Source organism: Pandoraea sp. B-6, assembly GCF_000282835.1.
In the GTDB taxonomy this organism is placed as follows: Bacteria; Pseudomonadota; Gammaproteobacteria; order Burkholderiales; family Burkholderiaceae; genus Pandoraea; species Pandoraea cepalis.
Window position 1 is genome coordinate 1 of sequence record NZ_KB290493.1, and the last position, 22,812, is coordinate 22,812.

The 22,812-nt window shown below is 63.4% G+C and carries 20 protein-coding genes and 1 pseudogene; 1 reads left to right on the forward strand and 20 read right to left on the reverse strand.

All coding sequences use genetic code 11. The features are described from left to right. The 16 genes from A985_RS0103785 to A985_RS0103860 form a co-directional block, all read right to left on the reverse strand. A partial coding sequence (locus tag A985_RS0103785; RefSeq protein WP_017232081.1) for a helix-hairpin-helix domain-containing protein occupies nucleotides 1-564 on the reverse strand: 564 nt, incomplete at its 3' end. A gap of 175 nt (nucleotides 565-739) precedes the next feature. Then, entirely contained in the window at nucleotides 740-1,744 is a 1,005-nt protein-coding gene (gene rfaD, locus A985_RS0103790) for an ADP-glyceromanno-heptose 6-epimerase (protein WP_017232082.1), read from the reverse strand. Next, on the reverse strand, nucleotides 1,741-2,730 hold the full coding sequence (gene rfaE1, locus A985_RS24090; protein WP_017232083.1) for a D-glycero-beta-D-manno-heptose-7-phosphate kinase: 990 nt from the start codon (nucleotides 2,728-2,730) through the stop codon (nucleotides 1,741-1,743). The genes rfaD and rfaE1 overlap by 4 nt, the downstream gene beginning before the upstream one ends. A gap of 17 nt (nucleotides 2,731-2,747) precedes the next feature. After that, nucleotides 2,748-4,121, reverse strand: coding sequence for a UDP-glucose/GDP-mannose dehydrogenase family protein (locus tag A985_RS0103800; RefSeq protein ID WP_017232084.1), 1,374 nt, complete (start codon nucleotides 4,119-4,121; stop codon nucleotides 2,748-2,750). A 20-nt stretch (nucleotides 4,122-4,141) separates the two neighbouring features. After that, the gene (lapB, locus tag A985_RS0103805) at nucleotides 4,142-5,317 is read right to left on the reverse strand and encodes a lipopolysaccharide assembly protein LapB (protein ID WP_017232085.1); all 1,176 of its coding nucleotides are present in this window, start codon (nucleotides 5,315-5,317) and stop codon (nucleotides 4,142-4,144) included. Between the two features lie 64 nt (nucleotides 5,318-5,381). Next, nucleotides 5,382-5,675: a lipopolysaccharide assembly LapA domain-containing protein gene (locus tag A985_RS0103810; protein ID WP_017232086.1), complete on the reverse strand. Its 294-nt coding sequence runs from the start codon at nucleotides 5,673-5,675 to the stop codon at nucleotides 5,382-5,384. A 240-nt stretch (nucleotides 5,676-5,915) separates the two neighbouring features. Next, nucleotides 5,916-6,209 (reverse strand): integration host factor subunit beta, encoded by a 294-nt coding sequence (locus A985_RS0103815; RefSeq protein ID WP_017232087.1) that lies wholly within the window; start codon nucleotides 6,207-6,209, stop codon nucleotides 5,916-5,918. Nucleotides 6,210-6,221: 12 nt separating this feature from the next. Next, on the reverse strand, nucleotides 6,222-7,925 hold the full coding sequence (gene rpsA, locus A985_RS0103820) for a 30S ribosomal protein S1 (RefSeq protein ID WP_017232088.1): 1,704 nt from the start codon (nucleotides 7,923-7,925) through the stop codon (nucleotides 6,222-6,224). A gap of 113 nt (nucleotides 7,926-8,038) precedes the next feature. Continuing rightward, a complete protein-coding gene (cmk, locus tag A985_RS0103825; protein ID WP_017232089.1) occupies nucleotides 8,039-8,734 on the reverse strand; it encodes a (d)CMP kinase in 696 nt (231 codons plus the stop codon). A 507-nt stretch (nucleotides 8,735-9,241) separates the two neighbouring features. Next, nucleotides 9,242-10,582, reverse strand: a complete 1,341-nt coding sequence (locus A985_RS0103830) for a sigma-54 dependent transcriptional regulator (protein ID WP_017232090.1) — start codon at nucleotides 10,580-10,582, stop codon at nucleotides 9,242-9,244. Beyond that, on the reverse strand, nucleotides 10,579-12,474 hold the full coding sequence (locus A985_RS0103835) for an ATP-binding protein (RefSeq protein ID WP_017232091.1): 1,896 nt from the start codon (nucleotides 12,472-12,474) through the stop codon (nucleotides 10,579-10,581). Before A985_RS0103835 ends, A985_RS0103830 begins: the two co-directional genes overlap by 4 nt. A gap of 253 nt (nucleotides 12,475-12,727) precedes the next feature. Beyond that, a complete protein-coding gene (locus tag A985_RS0103840; RefSeq protein WP_232424507.1) occupies nucleotides 12,728-13,435 on the reverse strand; it encodes an ABC transporter ATP-binding protein in 708 nt (235 codons plus the stop codon). Next, on the reverse strand, nucleotides 13,432-14,139 hold the full coding sequence (locus tag A985_RS0103845) for an ABC transporter ATP-binding protein (RefSeq protein WP_017232093.1): 708 nt from the start codon (nucleotides 14,137-14,139) through the stop codon (nucleotides 13,432-13,434). The genes A985_RS0103840 and A985_RS0103845 overlap by 4 nt, the downstream gene beginning before the upstream one ends. After that, entirely contained in the window at nucleotides 14,129-15,085 is a 957-nt protein-coding gene (locus tag A985_RS0103850) for a branched-chain amino acid ABC transporter permease (protein WP_017232094.1), read from the reverse strand. The genes A985_RS0103845 and A985_RS0103850 overlap by 11 nt, the downstream gene beginning before the upstream one ends. Then, the gene (locus A985_RS0103855; RefSeq protein ID WP_026131626.1) at nucleotides 15,078-15,959 is read right to left on the reverse strand and encodes a branched-chain amino acid ABC transporter permease; all 882 of its coding nucleotides are present in this window, start codon (nucleotides 15,957-15,959) and stop codon (nucleotides 15,078-15,080) included. The genes A985_RS0103850 and A985_RS0103855 overlap by 8 nt, the downstream gene beginning before the upstream one ends. 85 nt (nucleotides 15,960-16,044) lie before the next feature. After that, complete coding sequence (locus tag A985_RS0103860; protein ID WP_017232096.1) at nucleotides 16,045-17,304, reverse strand: amino acid ABC transporter substrate-binding protein; 1,260 nt, start codon at nucleotides 17,302-17,304, stop codon at nucleotides 16,045-16,047. A gap of 342 nt (nucleotides 17,305-17,646) precedes the next feature. Between A985_RS0103860 and A985_RS28900 the strand changes: the two genes are divergently transcribed. Beyond that, nucleotides 17,647-18,414, forward strand: coding sequence for a hypothetical protein (locus tag A985_RS28900; RefSeq protein ID WP_051060059.1), 768 nt, complete (start codon nucleotides 17,647-17,649; stop codon nucleotides 18,412-18,414). 159 nt (nucleotides 18,415-18,573) lie between these two features. Here the strand turns inward: A985_RS28900 and aroA are convergent, their stop codons facing one another. The 4 genes and pseudogenes from aroA to serC all read right to left on the reverse strand — a co-directional run. Further along, nucleotides 18,574-19,896 carry a 3-phosphoshikimate 1-carboxyvinyltransferase gene (gene aroA / locus A985_RS0103875; protein WP_017232098.1) on the reverse strand — a complete coding sequence of 441 codons (1,323 nt, stop codon included), beginning with the start codon at nucleotides 19,894-19,896 and terminating at the stop codon, nucleotides 18,574-18,576. Further along, a complete protein-coding gene (locus tag A985_RS0103880) occupies nucleotides 19,896-20,768 on the reverse strand; it encodes a prephenate dehydrogenase/arogenate dehydrogenase family protein (RefSeq protein WP_017232099.1) in 873 nt (290 codons plus the stop codon). The genes aroA and A985_RS0103880 overlap by 1 nt, the downstream gene beginning before the upstream one ends. A gap of 21 nt (nucleotides 20,769-20,789) precedes the next feature. Beyond that, complete coding sequence (gene pheA, locus A985_RS0103885; RefSeq protein WP_017232100.1) at nucleotides 20,790-21,872, reverse strand: prephenate dehydratase; 1,083 nt, start codon at nucleotides 21,870-21,872, stop codon at nucleotides 20,790-20,792. 110 nt (nucleotides 21,873-21,982) lie between these two features. Next, nucleotides 21,983-22,812, reverse strand: a pseudogene (serC, locus tag A985_RS24095) (3-phosphoserine/phosphohydroxythreonine transaminase); the annotation flags it as partial.

Sequence of the window (22,812 nt, forward strand, 5' to 3'; positions counted from 1 at the left end):
CTTGGCCGCCTTGGCATCCTTCGACTTCTTCGACCGGGTCGCCTTCGCGTCCGATGCGCCTGCGGCCGATGCCGCCACCGGAGCCGGCGTCGAGCGCTTGGCCGACATAGTCGCCGCACCTGGCGCCGCAGGCTTCATCGTCGAACCGGCGGCAGGCGTCGGCACAGGCGTCTTTTGAGTCGTCGTCGATGGGACAGGCGCCGCCGGCGTCATGGGCTTGGCGGTCGTCGCAGGTGCCACAGGCGTTTGCGCGGCAGGCGGCATCGGTTTGGCCGGTGCCGCAGGCGCCGCGGCCCCACCCTGCCCGTTGATCGTCATGCCTTCGGACTGAAGCGTGGTCACGGACTTGGCGCCCAGCCCCTTGACGCGTTTGGCAACGTCCGCCGCATCCTTGTAAGGGCCGTGGGCGTTACGCTCGTCGACGATGGCTTTGGATTTGACCGGCCCAATGCCCTTGAGCGATTCGAGCTGCGCCTGGTCGGCGGTATTGATGTCGACGGCAGCCATGGCCAGGCCGCACAGGGTGAAAAAGGCAACAACCGCCAGCAAGAACTTGCGAAGCATGATCTGTTCCTTATGAAGTCACTCGGGCCGATATCGCGGATATCGTGGACATCCTCGACACCCCGATTATGGCTTAACGTCCAGGAACGGCTACGGATGACATCGCACGCCCACAACATCAAACAAAACGGGGAGCCAGTGGGCTCCCCGTCCGTCTTGCGCTGTGACTCGCCATTTACTGCGCGAGCAACCAGCGCACGTACCGCGAGACGCCCTCACCCACCGTGTAGAAAGGCTGCTGATAACCACCCGATTGACGAAGATGATCAATGTTCGCCTGCGTAAAGCATTGGTACTTGCCGCGCAGCGCGTCGGGGAACGGGATGTACTCCACGAGTCCCTGCTTGACCAGTTCGTCGAGCGACAGCGCCGACTCCCCCGCTTCGGCGCGAAGCGTGTTGATCACGGCAACGGCGATATCGTTGAACGGCTGGGCACGGCCCGTGCCGAGGTTGAAGATGCCGCTTCGCTCAGGATGGTCGAAAAAGTGCAGGTTCACCTTCACCACGTCTTCCACCGACACAAAGTCGCGGCTTTGCGTACCGGCAGCGTAGCCGTTGTATTCACCGAAGAGCTTCACCCGACCATTGGCGCGGAATTCGTTGAAGTTGTGGAACGCGACCGAGGCCATACGCCCCTTGTGCGCCTCACGCGCGCCATAGACGTTGAAGTAGCGAAAACCGGCCACCTGACTCGGAAGCTTGCCGCCGGCCTCGCGCATCGCCCGACGCACGATCTGGTCGAACAGAAACTTCGAGTAACCGTAGACGTTGAGCGGTTTCTCGAATTCCCGTGCTTCCACAAACGTTTCCGACGCACCGTACGTCGCCGCAGACGAGGCGTAGAGGAACGGCACGGTCTGCGCCTGGCACGCTTCGAACAACGCACGCGTATAACGGAAGTTGTTCTCCATCATGTAGCGGCCGTCGGTCTCCATGGTGTCGGAGCAGGCGCCTTCGTGGAAAATCGCGCGCACACGGCCGAATTCACGACGCTGGAAGCGCGCGACGAAGTCGGTCTTGTCGAGGTAATCGCTGATCTCACAGTCGACCAGGTTGCGGAACTTGTCAGCGCGCGTGAGGTTGTCGACTGCCACGATGTCGGTTTCGCCGCGCTCGTTGAGGGCTTTGACGAGGTTGGCGCCAATGAATCCCGCGGCACCGGTCACGATGATGGTCATGTCAGTTCGGAAAAGAGTTCGGTGTAGTCCACAGTCGCCGTACCCAGCTTGCCGACGACAATACTGCCCGCGCGATTGGCGAGCACAACGGCCTGCGCGAGCGGCAGACCCGCAGAAAGCGATGCGGCGAGCGTTGCGATCACAGTGTCGCCCGCGCCTGAAACATCATACACTTCGCGTGCCTGCGCCGGCACGTGCAGCGCGCCGCTCGCGGTGAAGAGCGTCATGCCTTCTTCCGAACGCGTGAGCAACAGCGCCTCGAGATCAAGCGACTCACGCAGCGTCTGCGCGCGGGCTGTCAGGTCGTCTTCCGAGCGCCATTCGCCCACGACTTGCTGCAATTCAGAGCGGTTCGGCGTCAGGATGCTGGCGCCGCGATATCGCTCGTAATCACTGCCCTTCGGGTCCACGAGTACCATTTTGCCTGCGGCGCGCGCCGCTTCGATCATCGGCTGCACATGCGTCAGGCCGCCCTTGGCGTAATCCGAGAGCAGCACGACGTCGTAGCTGTCGAGCAGTTGACGATACTGATCAAGCACCGCCAGCAGCACTTCCCGGGCCGGCTGGTTCTCGAAATCGATGCGCAGCAATTGCTGCTGACGCGACACGATGCGCAGCTTGATCGTCGTCGCCAGATCGGCGTCGCGGGTCACAAAGGCCGTCACACCGCTCTCGTCGAGCAGGTCGACGACGCGCTCGCCCGGTTCGTCTTCCCCCAGCACGCAAAGCAGCCCGGCCTGCGCCCCCAGCGACGCGGCGTTGAGCGCCACGTTCGCCGCACCGCCCAGCCGTTCTTCGTTGCGCTTGACGTGCACCACCGGCACCGGCGCTTCCGGGGAAATGCGATTGACGTCGCCGAACCAGTAGCGATCGAGCATCACGTCGCCGACGATCAGCACGCGCGCGCGACCGAACGCCGCGCGAGGCACGGTGGGCACGCCGGGTGCCTGCACCGTGCGCGTGAGCGAAGTTGCCGTCAAAGTCATCTGACGCTCCTCGTGACTCAGGCCGACTCGTGCAACCCACGGCCGATGCCGTGGTACTCGATGCCCAGCTCCTTCATGGCGTCCGGTTCGTACAGATTCCGGCCGTCGAAAATCAGCGGCAGCGAAAGCGCCGCCTTCACCCGCGCGAAGTCCGGGCTGCGGAACGCCTTCCATTCCGTGACGATGACGAGCGCGTCGGCGCCCGTCAGCGTGTCGTTCTGCGTCGCACAGAATTCGATGCGGGCGTGCGCCTCGGCATCGTCTGCAAAGTCGAGCGCGACCACGCGGCGCGCTTCGTCGAGCGCCACCGGATCGTAAGCGCGCACCCGGGCGCCACGACGCACCAGCTCGGCGATGACGCGGCGGCTCGGGGCTTCGCGCATGTCGTCGGTATTCGGCTTGAACGCCAGCCCCCACAAGGCGAACGTCTTGTTCGACAGATCGTCGCCGAGGCGGTTGACAATCTTTTCGATCAGCACGGCCTTTTGCGTTTCATTGACGGCTTCCACTGCGTTGAGAATGCGCAACGGCAGGCCATAGTCCTCGGCGGTGCGCACGAGCGCCTGGACGTCCTTCGGGAAGCACGAGCCACCGTAGCCGCAGCCGGAGTACAGGAAGTGGTAGCCGATACGCGGGTCCGAACCAATGCCCTTGCGCACGTCTTCGATATCCACGCCGACGCGATCGGCCAGATTGGCCATCTCGTTCATAAACGAGATGCGCGTGGCGAGCATGGCGTTTGCCGCGTACTTGGTAAATTCCGCCGAGCGCACGTCCATGTACAGGGTGCGCTCGTGGTTGCGGTTGAACGGTGAATACAGGCGCTTCATCATCGCGCGCGCCTGTTGGCCGTCGGTGTCGCCGTCCACACCGATCACGATACGATCCGGGCGCATGAAATCGTCAACGGCCGCCCCTTCCTTCAGGAATTCGGGGTTCGAAACGACGGAGAACGACACGTTTTCGCCACGCTTGCCGAGTTCGTCAGCCACCGCAGCACGCACCTTGTCGGCCGTACCGACCGGCACGGTCGATTTATCGACGATGACCTTGAAGCTCTTGGCGTAGCGGCCGATGTTGCGCGCCGCGGCCACGACATATTGAAGGTCGGCCGAGCCATCTTCGTCCGGGGGCGTGCCCACCGCGATGAACTGAACGTCGCCATGGGCGACCGAGGCTTCGACATCGGTCGAAAATTGAAGGCGGCCAGCGGCGCGATTGCGCGCGATGACTTCCTGCAGGCCGGGTTCGTGAATCGGCACGCCGCCGTTGTTCAGGATTTCGATCTTGCGCGGATCGACGTCGAGGCAGAACACGTCGTTGCCGACGTCCGCCAGGCACGCCCCAGTGACGAGGCCGACGTATCCGGAGCCGATGATAGTGATCTTCATAATTTGCGAGTTGAGAAAAATTAGGAGGCCGCCGGCACGTCGACACGTCGCGGCGTATAGGTCTCCCAGCCGTTACAGCCGGGGCATTGCCAATAAAACAATCGCGCTCGGAAGCCGCACTGGTCGCAGACATACCGGGGCAACGACTTGGTACGCTGCGTGATGAGCTTGCCCATGAGTTGCAGGTCCGACTGCGTGTCGCCGTGCGCCGTGGCGGCATGGGCTTCGAGCAGGCGCACCATGCCGGGCGCGCTCGGCGCGCGGTGCATCTGTTCGCGCATGAGCTTGAGCGCCGCTTCCGGGCCTTCGAGGGCAATCGACTGCTCGTAGACGATCTCCAGCAGATCGTCCGACGGATTCTTGCGCAGCCCATCGCTCAGCACGGCGAGCCCTTCTTTCGCCCGGCCCAATGCCTCATACGCCCGCATCAGGCGCTTGGCCGCCAGGCCGAGGTACACCGGATTCTGCTGCTCGATGGTGCGAAGCACGCGCAACGCGCCTTCGGCGTCGCCCGCAGCGAGCAGCATGTCGCCGCGCAGCAGCGGCGCACGCACGTTGGCGGGATTGACCGCGAGCGCAGCGTCCAGCGCTTGCGTAACGGCGTCGGCGTCCTTGCGTTGCAGCGCTTCCTGCGCCAGCTCGCAGTGGAACTGCGCGATCTCCTTGCGGTACGACACGGCAGGGTCGAGGTCACTCAGCGCCTCGGCCTCGGTCAGCGCCTTATGCCATTCCTTCTCGATCTGATAGATCGTGAGCTTTGCATGTTGCGCTGCCTTGGCATAAGCCCCAGTGTGCAGTCGGCCGAACGCCTCTTCGGCACGGTCTAGCAACCCCGCCTTGAGAAAATCGTGGCCGAGTTCGTAGAGCGCGTGCTCATGATCGGCTGACGGCAGGTCATGGCGCGAGAGCAGGTTCTGGTGCACACGAATGGCGCGCTCCGTCTCGCCGCGACGACGGAACAGACTACCCAGCGCGAAGTGCAGCTCGGTGGTCTCGGGATCAAGCTTGGCGACTTCGATGAAGGCATCGATCGCCTTGTCGGGCTGCTCGTTGAGCAGGAAGTTCAGACCGCGAAAGTAGGACGCCGGCAGATTACGGCTCTCGGAGAGCAAGCTGCGCAGATCCAGGCGTGCGGCCACCCAGCCGCAGCCAAAAATCACGGGGATGGCCAATAGCCACCAGACCTCGAATTCCATGAATGCGTGTTGTCGTTGAAACAGTCGATGAAGAGGGCGAGCGTCGCGCGCCGTGTCGCCCGAATTAGACCGGCGGTAGCATCGGCGGTTGATCCCCCGCCTCGGGGTCGCGTTGTGCACGGGCCAGATCGCGCCGCGTGCGGCGTAGCTCCAGGCGCTGACGCATCAGGCTCGGCAATGTCGCGAGCACGCCGATGACGCCACCGACCACGAAAAACGCCAGGCCGATCATGATGAGCGGTGCCGTCCACGTATGCCCCAGGAAAAGGTTCAACGTGACTTCGCCCGTGTTGGCGAGCGCGAGACACAGCAACACCACAAACACGATGAGACGAACGATCCAAACAATCAGCTTCATGCCGAAAGGCTCCTGCGGCAGGGTTGCCGTATGTTTTGCGACTTGAGCGGCCACGGGCCACGGCGTCGATGCCGCCGACGCACCCGGGCCGGCACGTGGCCGTATTGTACCGGATGTGCTCCGTCAGGCGCCGTTACTGCAGCAAGCTTCACGTTGGCGTCAGTGGCCCGCACGTCTTGCCGCCAAATGCAAAAAAAGCGCCCGAAGGCGCTTTTCTCGCGTAGTAGATCCCAAAGGGCCTTATTGGTCCGACGCCTTGTGATCAACCCGCTCTCGCAACTCCTTGCCGGGCTTGAAGTGCGGCACGAATTTCTCCGGCACCATCACTTTCTCACCCGACTTCGGATTGCGGCCGACACGCGGTGGCCGACGGTTGAGCCCGAAGCTACCGAAACCGCGGATCTCGATTCGATGACCGCGCGCAAGCGCGTCTGCCATCGCATCGAGAATGGTCTTCACCGCGAAATCGGCATCCTTGAGCACCAACTGGGGAAACCGCGCCGCCAACTGGTTGACCAATTCAGACTTGGTCATAGGCCTTGGACCTTACTGATTCTGGCTGTCCAGCTTGGCTTTGAGCAGGGCACCCAGATTCGTGGTGCCGCTCGCTGCCGAGCTATCCGACGACATCTTGCTGATCGCTTCTTGCTGTTCAGCCGAATCCTTCGCCTTGATCGACAGGTTGATGTTGCGCGACTTGCGATCGATGTTGACGATCATTGCATTGACGGCTTCACCTTCCTTGAGCACGTTGCGGGCATCTTCCACACGGTCGTGCGAAATTTCCGAAGCGCGCAGGTAACCTTCGACGTCTTCACCCAGCGACACGACGGCACCCTTCGGGTCGACCGCCTTGATGGTACCGTCAACGATCGAGCCCTTGTCGTGAATGGCCACGAACGAGTTGAACGGATCGCCTTCGAGCTGCTTGATGCCCAACGAGATGCGTTCCTTCTCGACGTCGATGCCCAGAACCACGGCTTCGACTTCGTCGCCCTTCTTGTACTTGCGCACGGCGTCTTCGCCGGTTTCGCTCCACGACAGGTCCGACAGGTGAACCAGGCCATCGATGCCGCCCGGCAGACCAATGAACACGCCGAAGTCGGTGATCGACTTGATGCCGCCCTTGATCTTGTCGCCCTTCTTGAAGTTGCGCGAGAAGTCGTCCCACGGGTTCGCCTTGCACTGCTTCATGCCCAGGCTGATACGACGACGGTCTTCGTCGATCTCGAGCACCATGACTTCGACTTCGTCGCCCAGCTGGACAACCTTGGTCGGTGCAACGTTCTTGTTGGTCCAGTCCATTTCCGACACGTGAACCAGGCCTTCGATGCCCGATTCCACTTCGACGAATGCGCCGTAGTCGGTAATGTTGGTGACCTTGCCGAACAGGCGGGTGCCTTGCGGGTAGCGGCGAGCAATGCCTTCCCACGGATCGTCGCCGAGTTGCTTGACGCCCAGCGAGACACGGCCCTTCTCTTGATCGAACTTGAGGATCTTGGCGGTGACTTCCTGGCCAACCGACAGCACTTCGCTCGGGTGACGCACACGACGCCAGGCGATGTCGGTGATGTGCAGCAGGCCGTCGATACCGCCGAGGTCGACGAATGCGCCGTAGTCGGTGATGTTCTTGACCACGCCCTTGACGATCGCGCCTTCCTTGAGCGTCTCGAGCAGCTTGGCGCGCTCTTCACCCTGGGTGGCTTCGATCACGGCACGACGCGAGAGCACAACGTTGTTGCGCTTGCGATCGAGCTTGATCACACGGAATTCGAGGGTCTTGCCTTCGTACGGGGTCGTGTCCTTGACCGGACGCGTGTCCACCAGCGAGCCCGGCAGGAATGCGCGGATGCCGTTGACCATGACGGTCAGGCCGCCCTTGACCTTGCCGGTAATCGTGCCGGTCACGAGCTCGCCCGATTCGAGGGCCTTTTCCAGTTGCAGCCACGAGGCCAGACGCTTGGCCTTGTCGCGCGACAGCACGGTGTCGCCGTAGCCGTTTTCCAGGGCGTCGATCGCCACGGAAACAAAATCGCCGGCCTGAACTTCGACCTCGCCCTGATCATTCAGGAATTCTTCGATAGGGATGTACGCTTCGGACTTGAGCCCGGCGTTGACGACCACAAAGTTGTGGTCAACCCGAACGACTTCTGCGCTGATGACTTCACCAGCACGCATGTCTTGACGGGAGAGCGACTCTTCGAAGAGTGCCGCGAATGATTCGTTAGTCGAGGTTTGCAGGTCGGACATAAATGTGGATTACGCCGCTGACGTCCGTCACCCGAAGGGGGGTTGACGATCACGCACAACGGTTGGGTTAAAGGTTGACAAAGCCACGACGGGTGACTGCATGAAACACCCTGTCAGGCGCCTTGCGGATACTGCACCTGCGCGAACCATTCGAGCACCTGGGCCACCGCCTGATCGACGTTCAGCCCCGACGTGTCGAGTACCCGCGCACCCTCTGCTGGCCGTAGGGGCGCTTCGGCACGGGTACGATCCCGCGCATCGCGCGCCTCAAGATCCAGCATCAGACTGTCTATGTTAGCAGAAAATCCTTTTTCTATCAATTGCTTATAACGCCTCTCGGCGCGCGCCTGCGGTGTGGCCGTCAAAAACACCTTCAGATCGGCCTCCGGGAAGATCACCGTGCCCATGTCGCGACCGTCCGCAACGAGGCCTGGCGCGGTCTTGAAGGCCCGCTGAAGCGACACGAGCGCGTGACGGACCGCCTTGTGCACGGCGATGCTCGATGCCCGGTTGCCGATCGCCTCGGCGCGTATCGCGTCGGTGACGTCCTCCCCGGCCAGCCAGATGCGCTGCTCCTTGAACCGCACATCGAGCGTCTCTGCGAGCACCGTCAGCGCCCCGACGTCGTCCGGATCGATCCCGTGCCGGGCGCTCGCCAGCGCCGTCAGCCGGTACAGCGCCCCACTGTCGAGATAGTGAAAGCCCAATGCATCGGCCACACGGTGTGCCACCGTCCCTTTGCCGGATGCCGTTGGGCCATCCACCGTAATGACCGGAATCGAGTCGTCCACCATCGTGAAATCAGGCATCCCTTCGTCTCTGTGTGTTCAAAACATCAAAAAATGAAATCTCGCGCGCAAATAGTAATGATTACCATTTTTGCGCAGGCACCATTGGCGCGTCCCGAAAACTCGGCCGCCGCGCAAGATCGCGATTATCCCTTAGCCAGTCCGAATGGGGGGTCTCTACGCACGGCAGGGCGACATGCCCCGTGGCTCGCACCGATGAATCGGGCGCCCGGGCGCGCTCAAGGGCACGGGTGAGATAGATCCCGACCACCGGGCCGCGGCGGCCACGAGGGGCGCTATGCGAATTCGCTACCGCACGTTGTCCCGCCTTCAAACTGCCCGGGATTAGGGTGGCAATGGGGGATCGCGACCATCGATTCGGCGACCGGCAGCGAACTCAAGCAACGCTGACCTGACCAGTATAGCCGTCGTGCCTCGCGCACGACTGACGCGCCGCCGGAATCGCGGTCTCGCGGCGGCAGGGGGCGCGACCGGCCGATGGATCCGATCGCTTCCCTTGCCCTGATTTCACTTGAAATCATCGGACGCGATGCCGAGGCGCCGCATCTTGTCGTACAAGGTCTTTCGGGGAATGCCCAGCTTTTCGCAAGCGAGCGATGCGCGTCCGCCGGACGCGCGCAACGCCTCTTCGATGAAACGCCGCTCGAACAGGTTCATCTGCTCGTCGAGCGTGCGCGGCGTCCCCTGCGGGCCGTCGTCCGGATCTCCGGTCCCGAGTCCGAGCGTAAAGCGCTCGGCGACGTTGCACAGTTCGCGCACGTTTCCGGGCCACGGGCGCGCCATCAGCCGATTCAGACGCTCGGCGCCGATCTCCGGCACCGGACGACCGTACGCCGCCGCCGCCCGCAGCACAAAGTGCTCGAACAGCAGCGGAATGTCTTCCCGACGCTCCCGTAGCGAGGGGATCTCGAGCACGATCACCCCAAGCCGATAGTAGAGATCGTCGCGAAACCGCTGCTGGCGGGCGAGCTCGAGCAGATCCGCCTTCGTCGCGGCAATGATCCGGCAATTCATCGGCAGCAGTTCGTTCGAGCCAATCCGCTCGAACTGGCGCTCCTGAAGCACACGCAGGAACTTGACCTGAAGTGCCATCTGCATCGTCTCGATCTCGTCGAGAAAGAGCGTGCCGGCCTGCGCATATTCCAGCTTGCCGATGCGACGTTTCAACGCCCCCGTGAACGAGCCAGCCTCATGGCCGAACACTTCGCTCTCGAATAGCGATTCGGGAAGGCCCGCGCAGTTCAGCGCGGCAAAGGGTTTGTCGCGGCGCGGGCCGAAGTCGTGCAGGCAGCGCGCAACCAGTTCCTTGCCGGTGCCCGTCTCGCCGAACACCAGCACGTTCGCATCGGTATTGGCCAGTTCGAGGATCAGCTTGCGCAAATGCTCCACGGGTCGCGAATTCCCGAGGATCCTCGCATCGATACGATCACGACTCTCGAGCTGCCTGCGCACGGCCGTCAGTTCGAGCGTAAGCCGTCGGTGCTCGAGCGCACGTCGCGCAAGCTCGACGATCCGCTCCGACGCGAACGGCTTTTCAACGAAGTCGTAAGCGCCGAGGCGCATGGCCTGTACCGCCATCGCGATGTCGCCGTGCCCGGTCACGAGAATGACCGGCATCGACGCGCTCATTGCCTTCACGCGTTCGAGCAGTTCGAGTCCCGTCATGCCGGGCAGACGCACATCGCTGACGACAATACCCGGAAAATCGCCGTCGATGTGCTCAAGCGCCTCCTCGGCGCTTCCAAACGCGTCGACCTCGATGTCCGCTAGCTGCAACGCCTGGACAGTACCGAGCCTCACTGCCGCGTCATCCTCCACGAGCAGCACGCGCAAGCTGTCTGGGATCACGGGTTGCCCTCCCTGTACGTACGTAGATAAATACTGAACTCGGCGCCGCCCTCCGGCCGGCCGGAGGCTTTCAGCGAACCGCTGAACTCACGCACGATGCCCTCGGAGATCGCCAACCCGAGGCCCAGCCCCGTGCCCTGCTCCTTCGTCGTGAAGAACGGCTCGAAGAGCCGCGCGCGCACAGCCTCGGAAAGCCCCATGCCGGTATCGCGCACCCGGATCACGGTCGTATTGCCATCCGCCTCGACCGTCACCTCAAGGCGTCGCACCGGGGTGATGGCCATCGCGTCGAGCGCGTTCGTGAACAGGTTCACGAGCACTTGCTCGAGCCGATTGGCATCGGCGAGCACGCGGGCATCGGCCAATTGCGCGTCGAACATGAGCTCGACCCGCTCCTTTCGCAGCCGCTGTCCAACGAGGAACAACGCGTTATTGATCGCCTCGGCGGCAACGACAGGCTGGAGCTGCGTCGGCGCCTTGCGGGCGAAGCGCTTCAGTTGCGACGTGATCCGCCCCATTCGCTCTATCAACTCGCCGATCATCCGAAGATTGGCCTCGGCGTGACTCGGCCGCCCCCGTTCGAGGAATGTCAGCGCGTTGTCCGACAGCGTGCGTAGCGCCGCGAGCGGCTGATTGAGCTCGTGGGTGACGCCCGCCGCCATCTGCCCGAGCGCCGCCATCTTGCCCGCCTGCACAAGCTCCTCGAATGCCGCCTTGAGCTGCGCCTCGGTTTCCCTGTGCATCGCGACCTCGTGCTCCAGATTGCGGTTCGCGCGGCTCAGCGCCGCAGTGCGCCGCGCGACCTTGCGCTCGAGCTCCTCGTTCAGTTGCTGCAGCGCCTCGCGCAGTGCCAGCCGTTGCGCGACAATGCGCCGTCGCTGCCACACCGTCAGCGCCAGCACGACGACGAATGCGAGCCCGAGCGCGGCCGATCGGGCCAATGCACGCGCCACCGCTCGCGCAGGCGCGAGATTCGACAGCACGACAATGTGCCAGTCGGTGCCCGATACGGGACGGGTAACGACCAGGAATTCGGTTGGAAACGGCTGAGGGGTCGGCAGGCTGGCGGCCAGCGGATTGTCGCGCGCCACCGACTCGATCCACGCATTGGGTGCGAGTGTGCGCTCGATGGTGAAGCCAGCGGGCATGAGTGCCCCCGGCGCATCGTACTGGTGCGTACTCACGATCTCGGCGCGCGCGGCCGCCGACAGCGGACGTAGTGTCCTGTATTTGAGCCCCGGCACCGACGACAGCATGATCACGCCATGCGAATCGACGGCGAGCACGGGCTCGGCGCCCTGTCGCCAGACCGATTCGATCCGGTCGAGATTGACCTTGAGCGTCACGACGCCAAGCACGCGATGCGCGTCGTCATAGATCCGTTCGGCCAGAAAATAGCCCGCCTCATTGCTCACGGTGCCCAGCCCGTAGAAACGGCCATGGCCGTCTCGCATGGCGCCGATAAAGTACGGGCGGAACGAAAAGTTCGACCCGACGAACGTCTTCGGCTGGTTCCAGTTGCTCGCCGCGAGCGTGTTGCCTTGCTTGTCCATCACGTAGAACGCGCTGGAGCCCGCGTCTGCATTGACGGTCTGCAGATACGCATTGACCCGCGCGACCAGATCGCGATCGGTCGGATGGCGCAGCATCGAGAGCACGTCGGCATTCAGGCTCGCGAGCGACGGCAGATAGCTATAGTGTCGAACCTCGCTCGTCAGCGCGTTCTCGTAGCCGTCGAGCCGGTGCGCAGCGGTGTCTCGCAGCGTGCGAATCTCCACCTGCTCCGCGTAACGATAGGCCACCCATGCGCCCACCACCGTCAGCAAGGCGAACGCGACCACGAGCGCGAGCAAAACACGCGTGCGACGCGACGTTGCGCTGACGAACTTCACGACCGCCTCCCCGCAAGCCCGCGCCCCGCGGGCCCGCGAACGTCCATTGCCCACCGCCCCATCGCACCGTCTCCTCTGAAGCCATCATTCTAACGGTGCGGCGACCGACGACCATCGGCACAAGCGCTTGTCCGGCGTACCCGATCCCCGTGCTCCGCTCGATCCTCTGGCGGGAGGGGGCCTCATCAGGCCCGCGTCCTGCGTCCGCGACGACAACGCGTCGACATCCCGGACATCGTTCGCCAAACGAACCTTACAGCCCGAAGTAAGTCTCGCGCACGGCGTCGCTCGCTTCGAGCTCCGCGCGCGAGCCCGACACGCGAACCTTGCCGTGATCGAGCAAGTAACCGCGATCGGCAAGATCGAGGAACGCGATATTCTGCTCCGCGATCAGCAACGAGGTTCCGTCGCCAATGGCCGTGCGCAACGCGTCGATCACGTGCTTGACGAACACCGGCGCGAGACCGGAGGACGGCTCGTCCATCAACAGGAGGCGGGGTTCGGCGATGAGCACCTTCGCGATGCCGAGCATCTTGCGTTGCCCCCCCGACAGGCTTGCCGCGGCAGCACGCCGCTTCGCCGCCAGTGCGGGAAAAAGCGCGAACAACACTTCCTTGCGCTGACGGATTTTCGCTTCGGGCATGAAATAGCCGCCGAGCGCGATGTTCTCGTCGATCGACAGCGTCGGAAATACACCGAGCTCCGACATGAATGCGATGCCGCGCCGAATCCGCTGATCAGGCCGCAGCGTGTCAATGCGCTCGCCGTCGAGCGTGATGCGCCCGCCCTTGCACGGCAATAGCCCAATCAGCGTGCGCAGCAGCGTCGTCTTGCCCGCGCTGTTTGCACCGAGCAACAACACGGTTTGCCCGGGCTCGACCCGCATATCGACGCCCCAGAGCACCTGCATGTCCCCATAGCCGGCCTCCACGCCTTCGATTACCAGGGATGCCGTCATCATGCCGCTCCAATGAATGCAGCGATCACCTCGGGGTCGCGCGCGGCCGACGCGAGCGGTCCCTCGAACAACATGCGCCCGGCGCCGAGCACGATCACACGTTCGGTGATGCGGTTGAGAAAATCGAGCAAGTGCTCGACCACGATCATCGCGATGCCACGTGCCGACAGTCGTTGCAGCAACTCGGCAATCACATTCAATTCCGCGGGATTGAGCCCCGCGCCAATCTCGTCGACCAGCAGCAATTGCGGCCGCGTGGCAAGCGCCCGTCCGAGATCGAGCAGCTTCTGTTGATTCACCGTCAGCGAACCCGCGACACGCGACGCCACACTGGCGAGACCGATGTCTTCGAGAATCGGTCCGATCTCGCGGGGATCCAGACGCACGCTGCGCGCCGCGACTTCAACGTTCTCATGCACAGTCATGTCGCGAAACACCTTCGGCACCTGAAACGTACGGTTGATGCCAAGGTGTACACGCCGGTGCATCGGCATGCGGTTGATCGTTTGCCCGAGGAAATCGATCGCGCCCTCGTCCGCCTGCAGGAGACCCGAGATCACGTTGATGGTCGTCGTCTTGCCGGAGCCATTCGGCCCGACGAGACCGACGATCTCGCCGGGCACGACAGCAAAGTTCACATCGTTGAGCACGACCTGTGCGCCGAAGCGCTTGTGAACGCCCACGAGTTGCAACAATTCAGAAGACATGGATACCCCGACGTTGCAGCAGCGACAGGAGGCCACCCGGCAGAAACAGCACGAGCAGCACGATGAGACCGCCATAGATGAACTGGAAGTACTGTGGCGTGGAAATCCCGATCGCCGCGTACAGGACGTAGAGCAGCCCCGCGCCGACAATCGGCCCGATGACCGTGCCGACGCCGCCGAAGAGTGCGAACACGATGGCGAACACCGAGAACTGCAACGTGAACACCGCGTCGGGATAGAACACCGAGATGCCCCATGCGTAGGTGCCGCCCGCGAGCCCGGCGATCAATGCCGACACCAGCCACGCGACGAGACGCGCCTGCACAACGTTGACGCCCGCCATCGCCGCGCTCACCGGATCCTGCTTGACCGCACGCAGCGACATGCCAAAGCCGGACGTGCGGAAGTACGCCGCAAATGCGCACGCGATGAGCAAAACGCCGAGCATGCAGGCGTAGCTTGCGTCCGGACTGTAGACCTGTTCGATCTTGAGTCCGTAGGGGCCGCCGGTCACGTCGGACAGGTTCGGGTTCGACACAACGAAGTAGATGATCTGCGACGCCGCGAGATTCGCAATCGAGAAGTAAGCGCCCGAGAGCCGCAACAGCGGCCCGAGCACCAGCCCGAGCAGTGCGGCCGCGAGGCCGCCGCCCGCGACGCACGCGAGAATGGGCAGGTGCGTATGAAGCACGAGCAGCGACGTTGCATAGGCACCACTGCCGAAAAAGCCCACATAGCCGAACGGCAAATAGCCGGTGAAGCCGTACAGCAGGTTGAGTCCCTGTGCCAGCACGATAAACGTCATGATCGTGAACAGCAGCGACTGGTTGGCGTACACATGAGGTGCCACGAGGAAGATCGCGGCAACCACTGCAAGCGTGATAGCCGGTGCGCGCAAGCGTCGCGGCGCCGTCTGTCCGGTGGGGTTCAGAGTGGTATCAAGCAAGACGCACCGCCTTTCCGAGCAAGCCCGAGGGACGAATGAGCACAATGATCAACAGCAGCGCATACGGCACTACGTTCGACCACGACGAGTAATAGGTTTGCATCAGCATCGTGCCGAGACCGAACACGAGCCCGCCGGCAATCGTGCCAAGCGGATTGCCAAGGGAGCCGATGACCACGATCGCGAACGCGGTCGTGGTGAGGTTGTCGCCAAGATCGGGCGACACCGAGCCGAGGAGATACGGCACGAACACGCCCGCGATACCCGCGAGCGCGAGACCTGCGACAAACGCAATGGTCGACACACGGCGCACGTCGATTCCGGTGGCAACGGCCTCTTCCCGATTGGCCATCACCGCGCGAGTTGCATAGCCGAACCGCGTGCGCGAGAAATACAGCCACAGCACGACCAGCGCCGCAACGCTGATGCCGGCGGCCCACCACCAACTATCGGGAAACTGCTGGCCGAAGGCCCCCAGATTGCCGCTGCCGAGCGCATCGTCGGGCAACGAGCGCTGGTCGGCGCCGAACATCAGTACCGTCAACGACTCGAGCATCTGGCCAATGCCGAAGAACAGGATGAACGACAGCATCTCCGGGTCGTCGCTGCGCTGCAGCCGCGGCACGACGGCCCGATACATCGGCCAGCCAATGATCGTTGCCGCGGCCACCGACACGGGAATGGCCCACAACGGACTCAGGCCGAAATGATGCGAGACCATCCACGCCGCATAGCTGCCCAGCACGATGAACTGCCCGTGCGCGAGATTGATGATACGCATCACGCCGAACACGAGATTGAGTCCCAGGCCGACCAGCGTGAAGAAGATACCGTACAGAATGCCGCCCATGACGGCATAAGCAAGAAGTTCCACGTTCGTCCCTTCGCAAGCGAGGATGTCGTCGCCGGCGCCGTCGTTCGGCGCCGGCCGGTTCCTGATCAGACGATGCGACTGACGATCAGTGCGTCGGCGCCGGATACACCGGCTTGCCGGTCGCATGCGAGTCCGGATACACGACGACGAACTTGAGCCCCTTGTTGCCGTCCGGCACCATCTGGGCGACCGGGAACGGTTGGCCGAGCTGCGCCCCGTTCGCATTGATCTGGAACGGCCCCAGCAGCGTGGTCGTCTTTCCGGACATGTCCATCAAGGCCTGATGGAAGGCCGGTTGTGCAAACGTCGGTGCGTCGCCAAGCATCTTCTCCATGACAATGCCCGTGTTGTAACCGGCCGAGTCGAGGAAGGTCGGATCCTTGTGTTGGTCGGCCTGGAACGCCTGCACAAATTGCGCGGTATTCATCCCGTAAGTGACCTTGTCGTACTTGACCAGCGGCGGCGTGGGGTACGTGTACGTGTAGGCGAGCGCATCGACCCCCGCATTCTTCGTGAGCAGTTGCAGCAGTTGCCCCGGGAAGATCGTGAACGTCATGTCGAAATGCAGGCCGCTTTGCGACAGCGCGCGCAGGAATGCGATGTCGTTCGGCGCGTAGCCGAATTCAAGCAACGCCTGGGGATTGGCGGCCTTCGCCGTGTGCAGCAGCACGTTGTAGTTCGATTCCGTGGTCGGCACGCTGTGGTAGAACACCGGCGTCACGCCTCCCTTCGCGAGTTCCGCCTTCATCGTTTCGGCTTGCGAGGCATCGAAATCGTTCGCGCCGTAGACAATCGCCACGCGCTTGATCTTCTGCTTGAGGAGGAAGTTGGCGAGCGGCACCGGCCAGACCGTCGACGACGGAATACTCACATCGGCGAGGTAATCGGTCTTCTGAGTGAAGAAGTTCGCCCCCGAGCCGGTCGGATCGATCAACAGCATGTGGTGCTCAGCCGCGAGCGGCACCGCGACCGACGTCAGCACCGACCCAAAGTCGGCCACGAGGATGTCGACCTTGTCCTGCGTGATCAACTGGTTATAGAGCGTGGTGGCCGTGGACGTCGAACTCTGGTCGTCGTACGCCACGATCTTCACGGGAATCTTCTTGCCGTATGCCTTGACGAGCACCCCGCCCTGCTTGTTGACGGTGTCGGCCCAGAACTTCAGCCCTTCGTATTGCCCCTGGGAAGCCACCGCGAACGGGCCAGTGCTCGCGTAGAGCGTGCCAATACTGATCTGTGCTGGCGCCTGTGCAGCTTGCGCCCCCAGGCTGGCGAACGCGCAGGCGATCGCGGCGGCGGTCATTTTCAGCGAAGTGGCGGTTTTACGGGTCAGTCGCGCGTGCATTGAAATCTCCTCTGGATCGTTTTGACATCAAGACCTGTCCACGCCGCGCGGCGAAAGCCGCAATGACGCACGTGGTCAGGGTTCTGCTACGTGGGAAGCGAATGGGAACCGACGGCCTGAGGCCGGGCCGGTTGGGCCCGGTGGGTCAGTAAATGGGAAGGCGGGTGAATGTCATGACATGTCTCCTGATGATCGATATTCGATTGTTTGGAGAACGTTATGCAATTCGCATGCCAATCACATCGGCGAACGCAATGCCTTGATGCAGCACGGTGCCCGCGTGTCGCGACATGCGCATTGCGCGAAAATCCGCACAAATGCGCCGACGGGTGGCTGGGAAAAGTGACGTCCGGCCGGCTCGCGCCTGATGCGCCTGATGCGCCTGATGCGCCGGATGCGCCGGATGTGCCGGATGTGCCGGATGCGCCGGATGTGCCGGATGTGCCGGATGCGCCGGATGTGCCGGATGTGCCGGATGCGCCGGATGTGCCGGATGTGCCGGATGCGCCGGATGTGCCGGATGTGCCGGATGCGCCGGATGTGCCGGATGTGCCGGATGCGCCGGATGTGCCGGATGTGCCGGATGCGCCGGATGTGCCGGATGTGCCGGATGCGCCGGATGTGCCGGATGTGCCGGATGCGCCGGATGTGCCGGATGTGCCGGATGCGCCGGATGTGCCGGATGTGCCGGATGCGCCGGATGTGCCGGATGTGCCGGATGCGCCGGATGTGCCGGATGTGCCGGATGCGCCGGATGTGCCGGATGTGCCGGATGCGCCGGATGTGCCGGATGTGCCGGATGCGCCGGATGTGCCGGATGTGCCGGATGCGCCGGATGTGCCGGATGTGCCGGATGCGCCGGATGTGCCGGATGTGCCGGATGCGCCGGATGTGCCGGATGTGCCGGATGCGCCGGATGTGCCGGATGTGCCGGATGCGCCGGATGTGCCGGATGTGCCGGATGCGCCGGATGTGCCGGATGTGCCGGATGTGCCGGAGAGGCCGAAAGCGCCGGAGAGGCCGGATGTTTCCGGGGCGAGGCAGGCAGAGCACGCCGATCCCGAGCCGCGCGGCACGCGGGGCTATGCAGATAGACAGGAGGGAAATTGAGGTGCACCGGGCGGTCGATCTCGTGCCAGGGGCCTGGCCACGCACACGGCCAGCGTGATCGGCCCCCGAGTGGTCTTCCGACAATCAGGGGCCGACGCGCGTACGTACCGTCAGTTCTGCCCTTTCAACAACGGCGTGCGACCCAGCATTTGCAACGCGCTAGGACGCAACGCGCGCAAACTCGGTGAAATACGTCGGGAACGTCTTGGCAACGCATTTCGGATCGTTGATCGTCACCGGCACGCCGCCCAGGCTCACGAGTGAGAAGCACATCGCCATACGGTGATCGTCGTAGGTGTCGATGGCCGCGTTCGGTGTGAGTGCGGCGGGCGGCGTGACACGCAAATAGTCCGTGCCCTCCTCCACCGTTGCCCCCACCTTGCGCAGTTCGATTGCCATGGCGGCCAAACGATCCGTTTCCTTCACGCGCCAGCTTGCGATATTGCGCAGCGTGGTGGTGCCGTCCGCGAAAAGGGCGGCGACCGCGATCGTCATTGCTGCGTCGGGAATGTGATTGAAGTCCATGTCGAGCGAACGCAGCTTGCCGCTCGGCGTGTCGACGCCGTGCACTTCAATGGCGTCGTCGAACAGTGTGACGCGCGCGCCCATCGCCGCGAGGGCGTCCACGAAACGCACATCGCCCTGAATGCTGTCGCGGCCGACGCCTTCCACGCGCAGCGGTCCGCCCCCAATGGCCCCGGCGGCGAGGAAGTACGACGCCGACGACGCATCGCCTTCGACCCGGACCTCGCCCGGACTCCGATACTTCGCGCCGCCGGCATCCGCCGCCGGCAACGTGAAGCGCGACCATCCGTCTTGCCGGACATCGATGCCGAAGCGCCGCAACAGTCGCAGCGTGATGTCGATGTACGGCTTGGAAATCAGCTCTCCCTCGACTTCAACGACGATCTCGCCCGTTGCCGACGGCAACAGCGGCAACGTGAGCAGCAACGCGGTAAGGAACTGGCTCGACACATCGCCACGCACGCGAATGGGCGCCGACGGTGCGGCCACATCGGCCGGCTGGATATGCAGCGGGGGATAGCCGGCGTTACCGACGTAATCGATATGCGCGCCGAGCTGACGCAAGCCGTCAACCAGGTCGCCGATCGGGCGTTCGTGCATACGCGCCACCCCTGAGACCGCATAGTCGCCGTGGCTAAGCGCGAGCGCCGCCGTCAGCGGACGAATGGCCGTGCCCGCGTTGCCCATGAACAGCTTGGCCGTCTTGACGGGAAATGCACCGCCGCAGCCCTCAACGATGAAATCGCGCGAGTCACCGACCTGCGTACATTTGACGCCAAGCGTCGCCAAGGCGTCGAGCATGACCTTCGTGTCGTCCGACGCGAGCAGGTCGCGCACGCGGGTTGTGCCGTGGGACAACGCGGCGAGCAGCAATACGCGGTTCGAGATACTTTTCGAGCCGGGCAGGCGCAGCGTGCCTTCGGCGTGTCCGTAAGGACCCAGATCGAGCGTTTCCATTACTTTTCCTGTTGCTTGGCCCAGTTCGTGCGCGCCTGGCTGGTGCGCGCGAAGACGGCCTCGAGACCGGCGCCGTCACCGGCATCGATCAATTGACGCAAACCCGCGAGCGTCGCGACGTAGCCATCGAGTTCGGCGAGCAGTGCCTCGCGATTGGCCATACAGATATCGCGCCACATTTCCGGATTCGATGCCGCGATGCGCGTAAAGTCGCGAAAACCACCGCCCGCGAAACCGAATTTCGAGGCAGCGTCGGGGGCTTCGAGAATCTGCGCGATGAGCGCGTACGAGAGAACATGCGGCAGGTGACTGACCGACGCGAATACGCGATCGTGCTGCGTCTCGGACATTTCCGACACACGCGCCCCGGTCGCCTCCCACATCGCGCGCACCCGCGCGACGTCCTCGTGACGATTGTTCGTTTGCGGACACAGCACGACGCGCCGGTCGAGATACAAATCGGCTTTCGCTGCATCGACACCGGACAATTCCGCCCCGGCGATAGGGTGCCCCGGCACGAAGCGCCAGACTTCGTCGCCCAGTGCGGCCTTGGCGGCGGTTACGGCGTCCGTTTTGGTACTTCCCGCGTCGGTCACGATCGTATCGCCACCGAGAAACGGGCGGATCGCCGCGAGCAATGCGGGCGTCTGCGCCACCGGCGCCGCGAGCACGACGATATCGGCCCCCGCCACGGCCTCGGCCATTGACACGGCAGCCCGATCGATCACACCGAGTTCGCGCGCGCGCGCCAGCGACGCCTCGCTGCGCCCGACGCCGACGACTTCCTTCACGGCACCCGCGGCCTTGAGCGCACGTGCGAGCGAACCGCCAATCAGGCCGACGCCGCAGATGACGAGTTTATTCAGACTCATGGTGTTTCGTCCGCCGCCCCGTTATGCGGAGCGCGGGTATGACCCGAGCACTTTGCAATAAGCCGCGTTCTGACGGAGCGCGTCGAGCGCCTTGGCGACATTGGGATCGTCGCGATGACCCTCGAAATCGACGTAGAAGTAATACTCCCACGCGCCGCTTTTGGCCGGACGCGACTCGAAGCGCGTCATCGACACGCCATTGTTCGCCAGCGGTTCGAGTAACGCCACCACGGCACCGGCGCGATTCGGCACCGAGAGAATCAGCGATGTTTGATCGTGGCCGCTCGGCGCCGGATCCTGCGTGCCGACAACGACGAATCGCGTGCGGTTGTGCGGATCGTCCTGCACGTGCGCGTAGGCCACCTGCAGTCCGTACTGGGTCGCCGCGGACTCGCCGGCAATCGCCGCAATGGTCGGATCGGCCGACGCCATACGCGCCGCCTCAGCATTGCTCGACACCGCCTGCCGCTCCAGCAGCGGAAAATGCGCCGTAAGCCAGTGCTGACATTGGGCGAGCGACTGCGCATGCGAGCAGATGCGCTTGACCCCGTCGAGCGTGCCCGAGAGCGACATCAGATTGTGATGAATCGGCAAAGCCACTTCGCCGCTGATCGTCAGCGGACTTTGCAGCAGCAGGTCCAGCGTGCGCGACACGACACCCTCGGTCGAATTCTCGACCGGCACGACGCCGAAGTCCGCGCTGCCGGCCTCGACGGCGCGGAACACCTCGTCGAGCGACGGGCACGGCAAGCCTTTCACGCTTTGTCCGAAGTAGGCAAATGCCGCCTGTTCGCTGTAGGTGCCGGCCGGCCCCAGGTAAGCGACCGTCATGACCTTCTCCAGCGCACGGCTGGCCGACATGATCTCGCGCCAGATCGACGCCAGATTGTCGCCATACAACGGGCCGTCGTTGGTTTGTTGCAGACGCGAAATGACCTGCAATTCGCGCTCAGGCCGGAACACCGGCGCGCCGAAACGCTTCTTGACTTCGCCCACTTCCAGGGCGACGGCGGCGCGTTGGTTGAGCAGTTTCAGAAGCTGCGCGTCGATGTCATCGATTTTCTCCCGCAAGGGGCGCAGCAATGCGTTCAGATCGTCTTCCATGGAGCGTATTGTCGTCATGCAGTGGAACAGGGGCGGGCGATTCGACCGTGCTTGGCGCGATGTCCCGAAGCGCGTCGGGACATTCCTTTTGCGCCGGCCGTTCGCCCTCGTCAGCCGTGGCTGCGCTCGAATTCGCGCAGATAATCGACCAGCGCCTTGACGCCGGCCAGCGGCATCGCGTTGTAAATCGAGGCGCGCATGCCTCCCACGGACTTGTGGCCCTTGAGTTGCAGCAGGCCGCGCTCGCGAGCGCCGGCCAGGAAAGACTCGTTCAATGCGTCGTCGTGCAGGAAAAACGGCACGTTCATGCGCGAGCGGCAATCCTTCGCGACGGGTGTGCGGTAAAACTCGCTGCTGTCCAGGTAACCATAGAGGCAATCGGCCTTGGCCTTGTTCTGCGCCTCCATGGCCACCAGTCCCCCCTGGCGCTTGAGCCACTGGAACACCAGACCGGCGATGTAGATTGCGTAGGTCGGCGGCGTGTTGAACATCGAGTCGTTCTCGGCAACGATCTTCCAATCGAACGCACTCGGCGTGATCGGCAACGCGCGGCCAAGCAAGTCGTCGCGCACGATGACCACCGTCAGCCCCGACGGACCGATATTCTTTTGCGCACCGCCGTACATCACGCCGAACTTCGACACATCCATCGGACGCGAAAGAATGTGCGACGAGACGTCCGCCACGAGCGGCACGTTCGGCCGCCCGGCGGCGCCCAAATCGGGCGTCCAGAAATACTCGACGCCATGAATGGTTTCATTCGTACAGATATGCACGTAAGCCGGATCTTTGGACAACTGCCATTCGTCCATTGTCGGCAGGCGGGTGAACTTCTCGGCTTCGGTGCTCGCGGCGATATTGACGTCGCAATACTTGCGCGCCTCCTTCTGCGACTTCACCGACCACGACCCGGTGACGACGTAGTCCGCCGTACGACGCT

Excerpts from the sequence above, each read along its gene's own strand:
- rfaD (WP_017232082.1), bottom strand. The coding sequence starts at position 1,744 with ATGACCATCATCGTGACCGGTGCCGCGGGATTCATTGGCGCCAACCTC.
- A985_RS0103840 (WP_232424507.1), bottom strand. The coding sequence starts at position 13,435 with ATGATGACGGCATCCCTGGTAATCGAAGGCGTGGAGGCCGGCTATGGG.
- A985_RS0103845 (WP_017232093.1), bottom strand. The coding sequence starts at position 14,139 with ATGTCTTCTGAATTGTTGCAACTCGTGGGCGTTCACAAGCGCTTCGGC.
- aroA (WP_017232098.1), bottom strand. The coding sequence starts at position 19,896 with ATGGAAACGCTCGATCTGGGTCCTTACGGACACGCCGAAGGCACGCTG.
- A985_RS0103800 (WP_017232084.1), bottom strand. The coding sequence starts at position 4,121 with ATGAAGATCACTATCATCGGCTCCGGATACGTCGGCCTCGTCACTGGG.
- rpsA (WP_017232088.1), bottom strand. The coding sequence starts at position 7,925 with ATGTCCGACCTGCAAACCTCGACTAACGAATCATTCGCGGCACTCTTC.
- A985_RS0103880 (WP_017232099.1), bottom strand. The coding sequence starts at position 20,768 with ATGAGTCTGAATAAACTCGTCATCTGCGGCGTCGGCCTGATTGGCGGT.
- lapB (WP_017232085.1), bottom strand. The coding sequence starts at position 5,317 with ATGGAATTCGAGGTCTGGTGGCTATTGGCCATCCCCGTGATTTTTGGC.
- A985_RS0103810 (WP_017232086.1), bottom strand. The coding sequence starts at position 5,675 with ATGAAGCTGATTGTTTGGATCGTTCGTCTCATCGTGTTTGTGGTGTTG.
- pheA (WP_017232100.1), bottom strand. The coding sequence starts at position 21,872 with ATGGAAGACGATCTGAACGCATTGCTGCGCCCCTTGCGGGAGAAAATC.
- cmk (WP_017232089.1), bottom strand. The coding sequence starts at position 8,734 with ATGCCTGATTTCACGATGGTGGACGACTCGATTCCGGTCATTACGGTG.
- A985_RS0103860 (WP_017232096.1), bottom strand. The coding sequence starts at position 17,304 with ATGCACGCGCGACTGACCCGTAAAACCGCCACTTCGCTGAAAATGACC.
- A985_RS0103815 (WP_017232087.1), bottom strand. The coding sequence starts at position 6,209 with ATGACCAAGTCTGAATTGGTCAACCAGTTGGCGGCGCGGTTTCCCCAG.
- rfaE1 (WP_017232083.1), bottom strand. The coding sequence starts at position 2,730 with ATGACTTTGACGGCAACTTCGCTCACGCGCACGGTGCAGGCACCCGGC.